Annotated in this window: 13 protein-coding genes; 9 read left to right on the top strand and 4 right to left on the bottom strand. The window is 52.1% G+C overall.

Features of this window, described 5'->3' with window-relative positions; all coding sequences use genetic code 11:
- Window positions 1-22 precede the first annotated feature (22 nt).
- Both RVY79_RS12120 and RVY79_RS12125 read left to right on the top strand, forming a co-directional pair.
- Window positions 23-1,777: an ATP-dependent nuclease gene (locus RVY79_RS12120; RefSeq protein WP_317464447.1), complete on the top strand. Its 1,755-nt coding sequence runs from the start codon at window positions 23-25 to the stop codon at window positions 1,775-1,777.
- On the top strand, window positions 1,770-3,224 hold the full coding sequence (locus RVY79_RS12125; protein ID WP_317464448.1) for a UvrD-helicase domain-containing protein: 1,455 nt from the start codon (window positions 1,770-1,772) through the stop codon (window positions 3,222-3,224). Before RVY79_RS12120 ends, RVY79_RS12125 begins: the two co-directional genes overlap by 8 nt.
- Window positions 3,225-3,428: 204 nt before the next feature.
- Here RVY79_RS12125 and RVY79_RS12130 read toward each other — a convergent pair whose 3' ends face one another.
- Together RVY79_RS12130 and RVY79_RS12135 are read right to left on the bottom strand one after the other, a co-directional pair.
- Window positions 3,429-3,674, bottom strand: coding sequence for a hypothetical protein (locus RVY79_RS12130; RefSeq protein WP_317464449.1), 246 nt, complete (start codon window positions 3,672-3,674; stop codon window positions 3,429-3,431).
- A gap of 64 nt (window positions 3,675-3,738) precedes the next feature.
- A complete protein-coding gene (locus RVY79_RS12135) occupies window positions 3,739-4,359 on the bottom strand; it encodes a tyrosine-type recombinase/integrase (protein ID WP_317464450.1) in 621 nt (206 codons plus the stop codon).
- A 238-nt stretch (window positions 4,360-4,597) separates the two neighbouring features.
- On the opposite strand from RVY79_RS12135, the gene RVY79_RS12140 reads away from it, so the two are divergent.
- The 4 genes from RVY79_RS12140 to RVY79_RS12155 all read left to right on the top strand — a co-directional run bounded on the left by RVY79_RS12140 (window position 4,598) and on the right by RVY79_RS12155 (window position 7,882).
- Window positions 4,598-4,918, top strand: coding sequence for a hypothetical protein (locus RVY79_RS12140; RefSeq protein WP_317464451.1), 321 nt, complete (start codon window positions 4,598-4,600; stop codon window positions 4,916-4,918).
- A 252-nt stretch (window positions 4,919-5,170) separates the two neighbouring features.
- Entirely contained in the window at window positions 5,171-5,638 is a 468-nt protein-coding gene (locus tag RVY79_RS12145; protein ID WP_317464453.1) for a BrnT family toxin, read from the top strand.
- Window positions 5,639-5,758: 120 nt separating this feature from the next.
- Window positions 5,759-7,096 carry a hypothetical protein gene (locus RVY79_RS12150; protein WP_317464455.1) on the top strand — a complete coding sequence of 446 codons (1,338 nt, stop codon included), beginning with the start codon at window positions 5,759-5,761 and terminating at the stop codon, window positions 7,094-7,096.
- A 99-nt stretch (window positions 7,097-7,195) separates the two neighbouring features.
- Window positions 7,196-7,882 carry a hypothetical protein gene (locus RVY79_RS12155; protein WP_317464457.1) on the top strand — a complete coding sequence of 229 codons (687 nt, stop codon included), beginning with the start codon at window positions 7,196-7,198 and terminating at the stop codon, window positions 7,880-7,882.
- Between the two features lie 779 nt (window positions 7,883-8,661).
- On the opposite strand, the gene RVY79_RS12160 is transcribed toward RVY79_RS12155, so the two are convergent.
- Window positions 8,662-9,288 carry a DUF6338 family protein gene (locus RVY79_RS12160; RefSeq protein WP_317464459.1) on the bottom strand — a complete coding sequence of 209 codons (627 nt, stop codon included), beginning with the start codon at window positions 9,286-9,288 and terminating at the stop codon, window positions 8,662-8,664.
- A gap of 952 nt (window positions 9,289-10,240) precedes the next feature.
- Here RVY79_RS12160 and RVY79_RS12165 point away from each other — a divergent pair.
- On the top strand, window positions 10,241-10,444 hold the full coding sequence (locus RVY79_RS12165) for a cold-shock protein (RefSeq protein WP_275285730.1): 204 nt from the start codon (window positions 10,241-10,243) through the stop codon (window positions 10,442-10,444).
- Window positions 10,445-11,042: 598 nt separating this feature from the next.
- Window positions 11,043-12,257, top strand: coding sequence for a hypothetical protein (locus RVY79_RS12170; protein WP_317464462.1), 1,215 nt, complete (start codon window positions 11,043-11,045; stop codon window positions 12,255-12,257).
- 17 nt (window positions 12,258-12,274) lie between these two features.
- Here RVY79_RS12170 and RVY79_RS12175 read toward each other — a convergent pair whose 3' ends face one another.
- Window positions 12,275-14,155, bottom strand: a complete 1,881-nt coding sequence (locus RVY79_RS12175) for a monovalent cation:proton antiporter-2 (CPA2) family protein (protein ID WP_317464463.1) — start codon at window positions 14,153-14,155, stop codon at window positions 12,275-12,277.
- 271 nt (window positions 14,156-14,426) lie between these two features.
- On the opposite strand from RVY79_RS12175, the gene RVY79_RS12180 reads away from it, so the two are divergent.
- Complete coding sequence (locus tag RVY79_RS12180; RefSeq protein WP_317464464.1) at window positions 14,427-15,374, top strand: DUF808 domain-containing protein; 948 nt, start codon at window positions 14,427-14,429, stop codon at window positions 15,372-15,374.
- The last annotated feature ends 290 nt before the right edge of the window (window positions 15,375-15,664 follow it).

Here is a 15,664-nt window from a genome sequence, read left to right on the forward strand (position 1 = left end):
GGTTAGTCAGGATTCTTTCGTAATGCGTATTGCACACATCTCAATTTCAGACTTTCGAGGCATCAAATCACTTGAATGGTCGCCGTCGCCGAACTTGAATTGTCTGATTGGTCCGGGCGACTCCTGCAAGACCACGGTCTTGGATGCCATCGAGATCGGCCTGAGCCCGCGGTTTGGTTACACCGGAAGTGATCCCGATCTGTTTGGATGCGATCCAACAAGCAAACCTGCGATTTGCTTGACGCTCGTTGATCTTCCGGAAGAGTTGATTGTGGAGCACAAATACGGACTGTATTTGCGCGGTTGGAGCGAGGCAGCCCAAAAAATAGACGATGAACAAGCGGAAGGTGATATTCCGGCTCTGACAGTGAACGCGTTGCTTGATCCCGAAACCCTTGAATGGAGCTGGGAGGTCTTCAACGAACGCCTCGAAGGTGAGCCACCCCGTTTGGGCTTCAAGGACGCGAAGTTGATAGCACCCAATCGGCTTGGGGAATACGCCGACCGCCATCTCACGTGGGGTCGAAACTCCGTTCTTGGGAGGCTTGAGAAAGGGCCCAACGCGTCTGAGTTGCTGACCAGTTCGGTTAGGCAGGCAAAGGCATCATTCGCCGCCGGAGATCGTACTTCGTTCGATGATGTTGTGAAGCTGACAGAGAAGGTCGGTGAGGATTTTCTGGTACCCAAGACCCAAGGTTACGAAGCCCAGTTGGACATCCATTCAGGTATGTTGGCTTCGGGCGCAGTTTCTTTACATGATGGCAGCATGCCGCTTAGGACCCTCGGTAGCGGATCGTCACGCCTTATGGTGGCTGGTGTTCAAAATTCAGGCCCTACTCAAAACATCACGCTTGTGGATGAGCTCGAACTCGGGCTGGAACCCCATCGCATTATGCGCTTGTTGCGGTTTCTGCGATCCGGATTTCCACAGAACGGCGATGCACCGCCTATCGTACACCAAACATTCCTGACAACTCATTCACCAGTTGTTGTTTGCGAATTGGATGTTGGAGAACTGTTTTGCGTTCGCAACAACGCAGGTAGTGTCGCAGTTAAGTGCGCACGGCCAACTGGAGGAGCAGTGGATACGGCACAACGGCACGTGCGCTCCAATTCCCATGCTTTCCTATCTCCACGCTTGCTGATTGGGGAGGGGCGAACGGAAGTCGGATTTTGGCGCGGGCTTGATGACCAATGGTGCGAGGGTGACAAAGAGTCGTTTGCCTATCGGGGTGTCGTTGCGATTGACGGTGGAGGTAGTGACAATGCCTTAAAGTTTGGTCTCCACATGCAAACGCTCGGCTATCGTTGTTTCGTTTTGCTTGACTCGGATGTCGAGATTAAAGCAACCAACAAGGAAGCGTTCAAATACGCTGGAGGCCAAGTCGCTGAATGGTTGGACAACTGCGATATCGAACGCAGGGTTTTTCTCGACGTTCCATGGGCAACTGTACTCGAAATAGTTGATTATGCTCTTGATGTCGTCGGCGAAGGTAGGGTTCTGAGAAATCTTTGTATGACTTCCCCAGAGCAGGCGAGCATTGACCGAGCGGAGCTAGACGCCCTTACTGACTCTGAGGACAATCGAAAATGGTTGGCAGCGGCCGCCATTCTGAAAGTTGAAAAAAAGCCCGGCGTCAAAGAAGATCGTTCATGGTTCAAAGACATGACGCGGGGCGAGCAACTTGGAAAAATTGTCTTTGGTTGCCTCAAGGACATTCCAGAGACCCCACTTGCCAAAACGATAAATGAAGTGAGGCGGTGGATTGATGCCTGATTTTTCCCAAGAGGATGTCACGGCCATCATTCGTGCGACCAAAGCTGGCAGCGTGATCGCGGCTGCCGGATGCGGGAAAACCGAGCAAATCGTACGGACGGTGAAAGCTATAAGCGATGATTCGGAAGTTTCGAAACGCTGCCTCATTCTGACCCATACATTTGCGGGTGTTGACGTACTGCAGAAGCGTTTACGCAAGATCAACGTTCCTGCGTCTTCCTACAGGATTGATACAATCGCGAGCTGGTGCTTGCGGTTTTCGAAAAGCTACCCAAAGACCTCGGGGATAAAAAAGGTCAACCCACAGAGCAACAAAGACTGGTCAGAGGTCTATCCTGCTGCGGTCAAGCTTCTTGGTTCGCACGGTATCGATGACGTGATCCTTGCCACCTACACTTGCGTTTTCGTTGATGAGTACCAGGACTGCAGCGCAAGCCAGCATGAGTTAATTGTGAGGTTAAAGCGGCTAGTCCCTGTGTGTATTTTTGGTGACCCCTTGCAATCAATCTTCAACTTCGACGGCGCGGTAGACTGGTTCGATGTCGTCGAAAAGGACTTTCCCAATATTGCGAAACTGACCACACCCTGGCGTTGGAAGAAAGAAAACGCGAATGCTGAGCTTGGCGAAAAGTTGATCGAGTTGCGAGAACGGATTGAAGCCGGCGGCCCTTTAGATTTTTGTGTCAACGAAAGGGGTGTCCGGCGTCAGTGGCTCCCAGATGATCCCGGAGCCAAGTCAGCTAAAGTCAAAGCCACTTGTCTTGCAACAATGGATCTGGAAGGTACGTTAGTGGTTGTGGCTCAATCAGCATCTGAGGGATCACGAGCCAGCATAGCTAAAACTTTGGCAAAACAGAAGTTTGCTGTCGTAGAGCCTGTTTCTTGCAAACCACTTGCAAAACATTCGAAATCCATTGAGCAAGCGGATGATGCGCAAAGGCTGAAAAAGGTTTTGGATTTCGTCAGACTATGCGTTGTTGGTGTTCAGGCCGATTTTGCCAATTCTGTTAGGGCACACCAAGAAGGCAGACGCGCTGGTCGAACGAAGTACGGTAACCTAATTGACATTGGAGACCGTGTAGCCCAGGCGAATGGGATGACTCACGTGCCTGATCTTGTGGAAGGACTATTGGCCCGTGACGACGTTTTTCCGTATCGTCGCGAACTTCTAAGCATGATGTTCTCAGCACTCCGAACTTCGAGGGCGACAGGCGCTCCGCTTTCCGAAGTTGCAGCAGATGTTGAAGCAAAGGCGAGACACTTGGGGTGTCACCTAGCCCGTAGGAGTGTAGGTAGCACGCTCCTGTTAAAAGGCTTGGAATTCGAGCATGTAATAATCGTTGAGTACGACGGGATGACCAAAGAGGACTGGTATGTCGCACTAACACGAGCCACGCAGTCAGTGACTGTGTTGTCATCACAATCCCAAGTCTCATGGGGCAAGTAACGATGTTTGGAGTCATCAGTCTGCTTTTACCGCAAGCCGTATGTCAGCTTTGGAGACGTTGCATCGCAGCGTGTGAAGCCGTGATGGATGACTGCTGTTGGCCGAGTAAGGAGTGTTAGTATATGCTGATTATGATAGTGCAACAGCTGGCGACGCAGTGGGATATGACACCACGACTGAAACTGCATTCTTCGCCGTTCGCCACTAGATAGCAAAGGAGAGAATGAATGCCACGTTACTACGCGAATACGAATACAGACGAGAATGGAAATCACGAAGTCCACACGACTGGATGTCCGCATCCACCAGCCGACCGCAACCGTCTGCCTTTGGGCATTCATGATTCCTGCGGCCCAGCGACAGCGGCTGCACGAACGAGGTTTGGCGGAAGAGTTGATGGATGTAAATGGTGCTGCCCAGCATGTCATCGAGGCCGTTGATCACACGCACGAGAACACTGATCGTCCGCTTTTGGCTGGTAAAGGCGGCCCGAATCAGACCGCCTCTACTCTTGCTATGCCTCTGTTTGTTCAGCCATCTCCAAGGCATCATCTACCTCTATCCCAAGGTATCTGACAGTACTTTCCAGCTTTGTATGACCCAAAAGTAGCTGAACGGCTCTTAGGTTTCTCGTCCGGCGGTATATCAGCGATGCTTTGGTACGGCGCAGCGTATGCGTACCATAGATTGCAGGGTCCAGGCCAATGGAGGTTACCCAAGCTTTGACGATACGAGCGTACTGTCGTGTCGACAGGTGTTCTGAGCTACTGATGCGGCTCGGGAACAGATAGTTCTCGCTTCGAAGCCGGGCATGCTGAATCCAATCGCCTAGGGCCTCGCGTGTCTGCTCGGTTATCTCAAATTGCACTGGCTGTTGTGTTTTCCGCTGCATAACGATGGCCCTTGGGGGTACGTTCTTACCATGAGCAATATCACGGACTCGTAAAGTGACCAGATCACAGGCCCGTAGTTTGCTATCTATCGCTAGATCAAATAACGCTAGATCACGTCTCTTCCCAGCGAGCTGTAGCCGAACACGAATGGCCCAGATATCTTTTAGGCGAAGTGGTGCTTTCTGACCAACCAGTTTGCCTTTGTTCCAGGGCTCACGAATTGCAGTTGTTGAAGCGTTCATGGCATGGTTCTCCATAGGTGAAGAGGAAAGTGTGGCTCAATCCATGCCTAGTGTGGGCTTGACCTCGCTACCAGTCGCTGGCCGACCCAAAGCGGCCATGCCGGCAAATGCAGCAAGTGCGGTTACGTTTTTATAGGCACATCAAAGAAAATGCGAAGATCAATCAGTGGGTTGGTGTGTCGGCACAAGAATTTTGAACGAGCAAGCTCGTCTAATACCTGTTATGAGGAAAGAAATTATGAGCAACACTAAGGGATTTGACGAACTCCAGAATAAACTCAAGAAGATGGTGGAAGGAGCCAAAGAGCTTGAGGGTGAGGAGCAAATTTCTATTCCTGGTTTGCTCACCGAAGATTTTGTGTCCGAGCATGCGAAATTTCGGGATGCTCAGCAAATTTTTGATGAAAGTGGTTTTGAAATTAATAATGCAGAAGATTTTAAAGCGATCCCAGATGATGATTGGGACAAATATATTGCTCAGATTTCAGATTTTGGGTCTTGGAGCGAAATGCTAAAAGCGACCACAGCTGAGCACGTGAAGCGTAAAATGGGATTGTAATCTCATACTAGTAAGGTCAAGGGGGCCACTTTTGTCCGATAGCGACCCAAAGCGGCCCTTTCTACGATAGCGGCATGCTGATTCAGCCGTGTTATGCAGCCGGCACGATAATCTATGTTAGAACGTAAAGGTAATTGTGACAGGGAGGCGTTTTTCAGAGTGCGTAAGAATTGCGAAAATTGCGCCTTTTTCATAGACATCCGAGGCTTGATTCCACTTAGGGAACTACCGGACGATGTGCCGACGCGATGTATGAAAGAGTGCCGATGGGACAAGAACGGTTGGCCGCTCCCAATCCATGACCCCACCATAGAGACGTGCCAGCACTTCACGCCTTATACAGCTAGAAATAGCTGGGAGTGGGACGACGCTAAGAGCAGTCTCACCAAGAGAGAACGAGGTATTTCGTTCGGCGAGGCGACCGAAGCGCTTGAGAAGGATCACCATGCTGTAAGAGTCCCGGTAGGCGATCCAAGTAAATGGGAGAACCTAGAAGGGCTGGACTTCGAAAAGGAAGGTATCGAGCACACTGGACCCAACACAGACCCTGTCCGAGATATGTATATTTTCAAGCATAATGGAAAGACGTGGGTTCTGATTTCCACCCTCCGAGGGGATTTGGCCCTGGGGCGCAAGCGCGTAATCTCGGTCAGGAGAGCAAGACCGAAAGAAGAGCAACAGTATGATAATCCGGTCCTTTCAGGTAATGCAGGAATGTAGGTCGTTTGACGTTCTAACAAGACGGTCAACCGGACGCCATAGCCCTAGCGGGCTATGGTTCCCAACGCTGTCGCTCCGGCGCCGGTTACCTCAACGTTATATTTTGGGAGTTAACAAGAAATGGCGACCTTAATTGATAATTCTACGATATCGAGTGTTCAGCGTGCGCTGGGGTTCGCTCCAATTTCTGAACCCAACCTCCTGGACATGGAGCATGTGGCGTTAGGTCGTTTTGTAGAGGCGTTTTTGTGCCATGATCAGCTGGTCATCCCTGACAACTATAAAGAGGAATTCTCCGATCAAAGAAAAGAACTTCTAGACCATCCATCAGTAAGCTTTGCACAGATTCCAAGTCAAAAAGATCGTGAATATATTGAAGCAGCGTCCGGCTTGTCAGAAACTTGGACGGAAGCATTTCAAGCCCAGAAGGACGATGGTCTATTCAATCATTATTTTGAGCAGGTACAAGCATTTAGCCACTTCCTTTGGGAGCACTCTAGTTCAGAGTTTTTTCTAGTTTTTCGTGCGTTAGGAATCGATAAGGCTAACCCCTTAATTGAGGCTGTCTTAGCTGAGAATGTGGATTCCTTAACAGGTCCAAGGCTTAGCATCCGAGGTGCTGATGGGGCACCCGTTCAATGGAAACGTCTCGCTCCACACGTTAAGAAAATGCTCACCGTTCTTGGGTGGCTTGGTAACCAGTATGTGTGGCACCAAGTAATGGCCACAGAAAATGGTCATAGCTACATGCCTCATCCTTTGAGAGATTTTTTTGCAGCCGATTTTATGGGGCGAATAAAAAGCGGCGCCACGGATGCTTCTGAGTTCTCGCGAGTTTTCACTAAAGGTGTCACAAGATTTTCGGGCAAACTACCCGCCATCATTGAGGATCTGGGCCTATCGCCTGAATCATCAACACTTACCATCCACAGCCTATTGCCGTTATTGATACAAGAGTCCAAGGATGGCGCGGATTTTATTACTGTGCTTAAGCAAATGAGAGATGAGAGTGACGTGAAGTCGCTCAGGTCAATGCTGTCAGAAGTGAATAATGGCATTGCGTCAGGTGATATTAGGCCTGCTCAGAAGCTAAAAGCCGACATCGAAAAAATCGGTGAGAATATCTTAATTGAAAAAGGATTAGAGAAACGGTACATCACGCTTACCCCTCCTACTACTCTTTTAGGTATTGGAGTCAATGGTGACCCCGCGAGCCTAAAGTGTCCTTTACCCAGCGCCCTTTATAAGCAGTTCTTCGTTGGTAAAAGATATCGAGTTTTTATAAAGCGGACCCTAGAGGAGCTAGCGACTCCTTCAAAAATGGGTCAGATAAAAGACAAGCTAGATGGATACGCCAGTATCGAGGGGGAAGGGTATCCTAAGTTTTACCTCAATCCAGATTATTCTCCGTCGAAGTATCACAAGGTATTTAAAAGCTCGGTTCTCAAAGCCAACTAGATATAATAATCGGCTGCAAAGCGACCGATTTCCGCCGCTTCGCGGCTCCAAACCGGCGCTAAGGTTCGTTTCAATATTATTATCAGCGATAGGAAAAATATGATGTTAAACGAGAAAGAAATCCTCGGGAGATTATATTTATGGCAAGTAGCACTTAGTAGAATTAACGAGCTTTTGGAGCTAAGGCTACGAGTTGATCGTTTCTGTAGCACAGGAAGACCAAAGGACATCACTGAATTATATGATAAAGAGCGCGAAAGGTTAAAAACAGGTCTGCGACTTGAAGGAGAGGCATTAGATAACTTTGAAGATGAACATGGCTCTTTATTCCCAGATATTCATGATGTTCAACTGATTGATGAATTGATCACCGAAGAAATAATCATCAAGTTTTGCACTATTTTTAACGGAGGTTATGGGAGAGTAGGGGAGATTGCTAACAATGATAAAGCATTCTGGAACCCCATTGTTGATGAACTGATTGAAGAGGCATTTTCTGACGATGTTAAAGAAAATTTTTATGATTTTATAGAAAAAGCTAAATCATATCGAAATCAACAAGGCGCTCATTTTGATCAATTGAGTTTTAATATGACTCATGGCGATAAACTGCCTAATGAAGATGGGCTTGTATATAGCGTAGGCTGGAATAGTGCTTTGTTTATCTTTAACTGGGATTTTTTGGCTGAAATTATCCCCAGGTTTAATAAATCGTTAAATGACTATGTTAAAAAACTACAAAAAGAATCTGAGAGGTGTAAATCAGGAAGTGGCTCAAACACATAACAATCGCAGGCAAAGCGACGGATTTTCCGTTGCGGCTTCGCCTTCACTCCAAAGCTGTCCGTGTTTGTTGGCAGCGCTATCCCAGTAATACCTTAAAGACCGCTCTTGGCCCGAGACTGACTGGCTGGAACTCACTGGCGATCCTGTGGTGAATGGTATCAGGTGAGACGCTCTCGATGACGGGGTCGGCCACGCAGGTGAGAAAATGGTAGCTATATTCAGTGCCACCGACCGTGCGGTGGGATCGTAACGGGGCGTAGAAGTCATTGCGGATCGTCTGAACGATCTCGATCGAGCTGACATCAGAAGTATCAAAGCAGCATCAACACTTGCAGACGAATTTGCTGCGCAGTGTTAGGAATGATGACGTCTCACGGCGTGGTCATGTTTAATAGTACCGGGTTTGGCAAGGCGCGTGGAAAGGAGTGCACGCAAAAGTTGGAGCTTTAGCTGTGTGACAATGTTAACGTTTTGTTGGTTTAGGCAGCTGGCTTTTTCTTTCAGAAGTCGTCGTTACTGACTTCTTACCTGGCTGATGACTGTTCTGCTCACGACCATGTTCACGCCTCTCAAGAGCAGGCTGAAAGCTATCATGGGTTAAGCGATCATGTGTTGGAGACTTTTTATCAGTCATAACTCACCTTTTCGTTGGCTTGGGGTGCGCTTTCGGTGCCCGTGCCTAGACCTTAGTTTGGCACTGCCCTTTCGCGGGTTGATGGCTATTGGTTTTAATGTTTCCGGGTTGAAATCCTCTCGTATGGTCTCGATTAGAATATTCTTTACTCATCTGCCTCTTCTCTGGCCTTGATAAATTCAATATGGGATATATTATGTCCCATTAGCAACACCCCTCCTGAGCCTTTCTTGACTTCGCCAACTTCTCCTTTTTCATCGAGCTCGCACTCGTAGTCAAGAAATATCTGATAATTGTCTGGTAGATCAGAAAAGGTAGCATCATCCGTAGCAGCGCCAGCAACAACTTGGCCATCCGTCAGCGTTATTTTCATAAAAATCGGTAGACGACCAGTCAAATATTCACCGAAAACAAACTCCCATGCGATGGGCGTTGGATGCCTTGCGGGGAACATTTTTGCATACGCTCTTTTTCCCAAAACTGCCAAGACAATCGGAATAATGAACATGCCGAATATAGATGGCGAATCAGAAAGGGATACCTGCCAAGCCACTTTCTCAGAATTATCCTCAAACAACAATGGGATGCTGATATGATCAGGAAACATTGATGTGATTGAGAAGCAGGCTGCACCGAATATAAAGGCAGACACAAGCTGCTCATTTACTGGCTTTCTGTGATTAGGGTGCTTTAGAGTCCACCATTTGAGGCCAACTAAACCGGGAACGATGAAATTTAGAAGAAAATCTAAGCCCAATGATTCGTAAGCCATACCAAAGTCTCATTGTCTTTATAAGATTTTAACAGACATCAGGCTTACGGGAAAGTACAGCCTCAGTCATATCTCCGAAAAGATCATTGCCTATCGATGCCACTTACGGCAAGTTCCCTGTTTACAGTGAGCGTGAGAAACGATCATGGTAAGACTACAAGATTCAGGAAAGCAGTTCCACCGATGGAGAAAGCTGCCAAAACGGCGGTGACGAATCGACATAGTCGCAGTCAACGATGGCTGCGCACTGCCAAACTGCGGATCCGTACCAAGCGATTCGAGTGTTCGAGATCAAGAGTGTCGGGGCAGATCTAGGCGATTAAAGTACCTGATGTTCAGCACCGTTTGTAGCAGTCCGCCGCTATTGTGCCATCAGCGTCCGCTTCTGGCCGTTAGCTGACCGATGAGTACGACAGGAGTAGGTTTGGTCCCGCGAAGAAGTGAACCTGGTCGTCATCAATCGCTAGGTATTCCCTACACCCGCCAGACCCTGAATGTAATGCTGCCGTCACGTTGACCCTTGCTCGTGAGCTGCCTCTGAGGATTGGATACCAACTGATGCAGGGGCGGTTAACGATCCGGGGCCTTTCAGCTAGGCTGCGGCTACCGGGGCATCAGTCGAGTTTCCGCAGCCGCTAGGCAAGCCAGGTGGTGATGTGAGTACCGCTGCTGGGCGTGCGACGGCGAAGGCGGCCGGGGTGGTGGTGATACGGCGGAGCGTGAACTAAGGCCATGACACGCCATACCGCCTCGTTGGGTTTTATAGCGACCCCCCCCCCATTGACGATCCCTGGCTAACATGACATGATGCATTCAGTTGGTTAGCAAGTCGCATATGTCAGTTGTACTCGAATCATTCGGTAGTCTGGTTATATCCCTTGTCTTACCCACTTCATCTGGGGTAGCACCCGGCAACCGTAGTAAAAGCGCTTTTGCGCTAAGGAATTCGAACATGGCAACTGGTACAGTTAAATGGTTTAACGACGCTAAAGGTTTTGGCTTCATTTCTCCCGCCGATGGCGGCGACGATCTGTTCGTCCATTTCTCTGAAATTCAAGCTGACGGCTTCAAATCCCTGCAGGATGGTCAACAAGTCTCGTTTGACGTGACTCAGGGCAAGAAAGGCCTTCAGGCTTCAAGCGTTCAGGCTGCATAACCTCCGGGTTAGCCTGCGCTTTCGAGCCGCAAGGCTTCGAGCACCAAAGCCCGCTTCGGCGGGCTTTGGTGTTTCTGCGTGTCAGAAACGTGAGATTTCGCCTGATGTTGAGTTTCCAGCATCGATATTCACTACCTGCCTCACCACCTCCCACCGTGCATTATGAACTTTCCTCCCTAATCGCCAGGCCCCTGCTGATACTGGCTAGCGCCATGACTCAAGTGCCTTGATGATGAAACCCCCGGTGAGAAATGGTCGACGGTGCCCTTGGGGCAAAAGTGCTCATCCACGCCGGCACAGGTAGCGAGAACGTTCATCCGATAGAAGACCGTTGAGTCAAATACCTGTTAGCTGGCAAGTGCCTTGGGCTTTTTTGAATGAATGGGTGCCATCGGGCCCTGAGCGCAAACGGGTAGCAGAACGGTCAAGGTAGGTAGTTTGCCATGGCCATCAGAATTCAAAAATCCGAGACATATCTATTTTTAATGGCTATAGCGTGAGTCGCGCTAAGCTGATCTTCATCTAAGCTTGGATATGCCAAGGTGGGTTTTCCAGCGCCCCACTCCCTAATGCGCTAGCACGTCGTTGAGGAGCGCTTATGTCCAAGGCCCAGAACGATGTCTACGCCGAACCCGAAGCGGAAGGGAGTCAGGCGGTCAACGCATGCCGAAAGGTGGTGGGCCTGGTACCCGCCCCGGAGATGTCCGCTGAGATGGCCGAACAGGTAATCGATCAGTTACCTGAACTTCTGGCCAACTACGTCGATGACCGGTTGAGTTGGGAGGTGCAACTGATCGTCGATCCGCTGATCGGCGCTGCAGGGGCTTCCACCGATATCATAGGGAGTATTCTCGAGTACAAGCGGGATCGGCAGTGGGACTACGCGGTCTGTATTACCGATTTGCCGATCTACATGCATGGGCGCTTCGTGATCGCTGAAACCAGCACGGTGCATGGTGTTGCGATGGTCTCATTGCCTGCCTTCGGCATTACCGCGATACGCCGTCGCCTGAGCGAAGCGATTCTGCAACTGGTCAACGAGTTGCACCATGGCAGTTCGGAAGAGGACCGTGCTCGCCAAGAGCAGCGCACCCAGCAATCCGATAAAGTCCACGAGAGCCTGCGTGGCAAAGGTGCCCGGCAGCTACTGGGTAGTCACCTCTACGAGAAGCTGTTCCCGATACGGCGGATAGCGCTACCGGGCAAGGGAGAGTTCTTCGATGTACGCTTCATTGCCGAATCAAGGATCAACGGAAGCCTTCGCATCCTGGCAGGCATGGTGCGAGCCAACCGCCCCTGGACCATCTTTCCTGCTTTCAAGCGCGTCATCGCCGTTGCGTTTGCGACCGGCGCCTATGGTCTGGTGTTTCCCACCCTTTGGCAGCTCAGCGCCAATTATGGCCGGCCACGCCTTGTGCTGCTTATGGGAGTGGCCATGGCGGCGATGATCGCCTGGATCATCATTGCCCACACGCTGTGGGAATCGATAAAAAACGCCCGATCACCACGTCTGGTTCGCCTCTATAACACGGTCACTGTCCTGACGCTAAGTGCCGGGGTCATATTCTATTACGTGATCTTGCTGGGCCTTTTCTGTTTCACGGTCCTCGTTTTCATTCCGGCCAACATGCTGGAAGCGCAACTCGGCCACGCGGCCAGTCTTTTCGATTACACCTCTCTTGCCTGGCTCGCGACTTCGGTTGCCACTATCGCTGGGGCTTTGGGGGCCGGACTGGAAGATGAAGAAACCGTCAGAAACGCCACTTACGGCTACCGGCAGCGGCGCCGCAACCAGGAAGCGAATAGGCGCTGACAATTCTGTTTTTGTGATCAGCCGTTGTTCCTCGGTGGGGCCCACGCCGGTGCTTCGTCCTCGATTCGCCGTGCGTCTTCCCGCATGGCGTGACCCAGTGACTCTTCGAGCTTCATGAACAACTCCCCGTAGCGCGGGCTGAAGTGGATGCCTTCCTCGATGTTGCGCCAGGCGTTGAACAGTTGGTCTGCGTTGGCTTTTTCGCTGGCGACAAAGGATTGGGTCATCCGGCGGGCGCGTTCTGGGTGGACGCCCATGGCGGTGAGGGCATCGCCGCCGAGTTCCAGAGCGGAGTAATAGGTTTCGCTCACCACATCGTCGGCGCCGGCCTCACGCAACTCGTAACCATGGCCGCGGTCGAAAGCGCGGGCCAGCACCCAGACCTCTGGGTAAAGCTGTTTGACGTGACGTACCAAACGTACGGCCCGGTCCCTGTCGTCAATGGCGACGACGAGCAGGCGTGCCTCGGCAATGCCTGCGGTTTCCAGTAGCTGGATGCGGGTGGCGTCGCCAAAGTAACTTGTCAGTTGGATCCGGCGCAGGTTTTCGATCTGCTCCAGGGCGTGGTCCAGGGCAACGCTGGGAATGTTGTTGGCGCGAAGCAACCGACAGACGATCTGCCCGAAGCGGCCGACTCCTGCCACGATCACCGGCGCCTGCTCTTCTATCTCATCCGGCTCCACTTCTTCATTGGAGGCCTTCTGATAGCGTGGCAGCACCACCCGGTCATAGACAATGAACAACAGCGGCGTCAGGAACATGGACAGAGCCACCACCAATGACAGCATCTGCGCGGTGTCCGCCGGGATCACACGGTTCTGGGTGCTGTAGGTCAGCAGCACAAACCCGAATTCACCGGCCTGGGCGAGCCCGAGGCTGAATAGCCAGCCTTCGCTGCTGCGGATACCAAAAGCGAACGCCAGGCCAACCAGAATCAGCGCCTTGCCAATGATCACCGCCAGGGCGAGAAGCAGGACGGTATGCCAAGACTCCGCCAGAATGCCGAAATTGATCCCCGCGCCCACGGTAATGAAGAACAGCCCCAGCAGCAGCCCTTTGAACGGCTCGATATTGGCTTCCAGCTCGTGCCGGAATTCGCTGTTGGCCAGCACGACACCGGCCAGGAATGCGCCAAGCGCCGGCGACAGGTTGACCAGGCTCATCAGCGCCGCGATGCCGATAATCAGCATCAGGGATGTGGCGGTGAATACTTCCCGCATGCCGGACTGCACCACGTAGCGGAACAGCGGCCGGCTCAGGTAATGGCCGCAGACAATCACCAGCACGATCGCACCGACAACGGCCAGCCCATGCGCCCAGCCCGGCAGGTTCTCAACCAGGCTGAGGCTGCTGTGTCCGCGCTCTGCACCGATGGCAGAGATTCCGGACACGGCCAGCAGCGGGATGACGGCCAGCATGGGAATCACCGCAATGTCCTGGAAGAGCAGCACTGAGAAGGCACTCTGGCCACCTTCGGTTTTGACCAGGCCTTTTTCAGTCAGAGTCTGCAGGACAATCGCGGTTGAGGAGAGGGAGAAGAGAAACCCTACCGCCACGGCGGTTTGCCAGGCCATCCCCAGCGACCAGGCAAAACCGGTGGCGACGGCGGCGGTCAGTGTGACCTGCAGGCCGCCGAGGCCGAGCAGCCGGATTCTCATGGCCCAGAGGGATTTGGGGTCAAGCTCCATCCCCACCAGGAACAGCATCATTACCACGCCGAACTCGGCAAAATGCTGAAGAGTGACGGCCTCCTGGCCCACCAGTCCGGTCACCGGCCCTATGACGACACCGGCTACCAAGTAACCGAGTACCGACCCTAGCCCGAGCCGCCTGGCCAGCGGCACCGCGATCACCGCTGCCCCCAAGTATATAAACGCCTGAACAAAGTAGTCAGTCATTAGTTATGTCCGTGGACCGGGAATCAGATATCGGTTCTTCTAACCCTAGATGAATGGCTGCATTTTGCTTCCGGTTTCGAAAACGGGGACAGACCCGATTTTCGGGCCTTCGTCCTTCCCCGGGCGGCCTTTTCTCCGATTCGCTACCTAAAGGCCGCTGTCACGCTGACCCCGGGAAAATCCTCACCCAGCCCCGTCCCTCGTATGATTCACGGGGGATGGCAGCCATGTGCTTTACTATCTTCATCTTTTATTGATTTAGGAGGCTTCCATGATCGGCGGTTTGATCGGATTACTGGATGACATTGCCGCGTTGGCGAAGTTGTCCGCAGCATCACTGGATGATGTGAGTGCCGCCGCTGGGCGTGCGACGGCGAAGGCGGCCGGGGTGGTGGTCGATGATACGGCGGTGACGCCACAGTACTTGCAGGGGGTGACGGCGGAGCGTGAACTCTCGCTCGTGAAGAAGATCGCGCTGGGATCGATCCGCAACAAGCTGATTTTTATCCTGCCGGTGGCCTTGCTGCTGAATCACTTCTTGCCCGGGCTATTGCCGATCATCCTGATGGTGGGGGGCACCTATCTGGCCTTTGAGGGCGCGGAGAAGGTCTGGCACAAGCTCTCCGGGGAGCAGGATGACGACAAGCCGTCGGTCGAAAAGGGACCGGAAGCCGAGAAAAAGATCGTCAGCAGTGCCGTGCGGACCGACCTGATTCTATCCGCCGAGATCATGGTGATCGCGCTTTCCGCTGTCTCCCACCAGGGATTTTGGTCACAGTTGGCGAGCCTGGTGGTGGTCGCGTTTTTCATCACCATTCTGGTGTATGGCGTGGTGGCGCTGTTGATCAGAATGGACGACCTCGGCCTGAAGCTCGCCCAGCGGGATAGCTCTGGCATTAAGACGCTGGGTCGGAGCCTGGTGACTGCCATGCCCAAGGTGCTAACGACCATCTCGGTCGTGGGCACCGTCGCCATGCTCTGGGTGGGCGGGCATATCCTGCTGGTCAACCTGGGTGCCGATGGCACGGGTTGGTTCAACGCGCCCTATGCGTGGGTCCACCATGTCGAGCAGGGCATCGGCGAGGCAATCGGCGGCCTGGGTGGCATTCTGGGCTGGAGCTTCAATACGCTGTGCTCTGCGTTGATCGGCTTTTTGGTGGGCTCGGTTGTCGTGGGCGTGCTGCACTTCATACCTTCCAGGAAGGCACAGACCGAATAGGTTCGAGTCGCGAAGTGCGTATCAGGCCTCTCGGAGCCCGCCATCAGGCGGGCTTTTTGTTGTGTCGAGCTCCGTGTATTACACCGTTCGGGCGGTGGCTCCTCGGGCCGGGATATACCATGGCTGCGTGTTAGCCGCCGAAGGGGCTAGCGTGTGCTTTAAGTGGTAAGACCAGTTTTTGGATACGAAAGTTTAATTGTTGACCACGAAGAACCGCCATAGGGTTGCTTGCAAGAGGGCTTGATGGCGCTTCCCCGCCAATGTCGAGTTTCGAAGCTTCGCTTATGCTT

This window comes from Chromohalobacter sp. HP20-39 (genome assembly GCF_033052815.1).
Lineage (GTDB): Bacteria > Pseudomonadota > Gammaproteobacteria > Pseudomonadales > Halomonadaceae > Chromohalobacter.

Bases quoted from the DNA above. Each gene is read 5' to 3' on its own strand.
- RVY79_RS12155 (WP_317464457.1), top strand. From the start codon at position 7,196: ATGATGTTAAACGAGAAAGAAATCCTCGGGAGATTATATTTATGGCAA.
- RVY79_RS12145 (WP_317464453.1), top strand. From the start codon at position 5,171: ATGAAAGAGTGCCGATGGGACAAGAACGGTTGGCCGCTCCCAATCCAT.
- RVY79_RS12125 (WP_317464448.1), top strand. From the start codon at position 1,770: ATGCCTGATTTTTCCCAAGAGGATGTCACGGCCATCATTCGTGCGACC.
- RVY79_RS12180 (WP_317464464.1), top strand. From the start codon at position 14,427: ATGATCGGCGGTTTGATCGGATTACTGGATGACATTGCCGCGTTGGCG.
- RVY79_RS12135 (WP_317464450.1), bottom strand. From the start codon at position 4,359: ATGAACGCTTCAACAACTGCAATTCGTGAGCCCTGGAACAAAGGCAAA.
- RVY79_RS12170 (WP_317464462.1), top strand. From the start codon at position 11,043: ATGTCCAAGGCCCAGAACGATGTCTACGCCGAACCCGAAGCGGAAGGG.
- RVY79_RS12140 (WP_317464451.1), top strand. From the start codon at position 4,598: ATGAGCAACACTAAGGGATTTGACGAACTCCAGAATAAACTCAAGAAG.
- RVY79_RS12165 (WP_275285730.1), top strand. From the start codon at position 10,241: ATGGCAACTGGTACAGTTAAATGGTTTAACGACGCTAAAGGTTTTGGC.
- RVY79_RS12175 (WP_317464463.1), bottom strand. From the start codon at position 14,155: ATGACTGACTACTTTGTTCAGGCGTTTATATACTTGGGGGCAGCGGTG.
- RVY79_RS12120 (WP_317464447.1), top strand. From the start codon at position 23: ATGCGTATTGCACACATCTCAATTTCAGACTTTCGAGGCATCAAATCA.
- RVY79_RS12160 (WP_317464459.1), bottom strand. From the start codon at position 9,288: ATGGCTTACGAATCATTGGGCTTAGATTTTCTTCTAAATTTCATCGTT.
- RVY79_RS12150 (WP_317464455.1), top strand. From the start codon at position 5,759: ATGGCGACCTTAATTGATAATTCTACGATATCGAGTGTTCAGCGTGCG.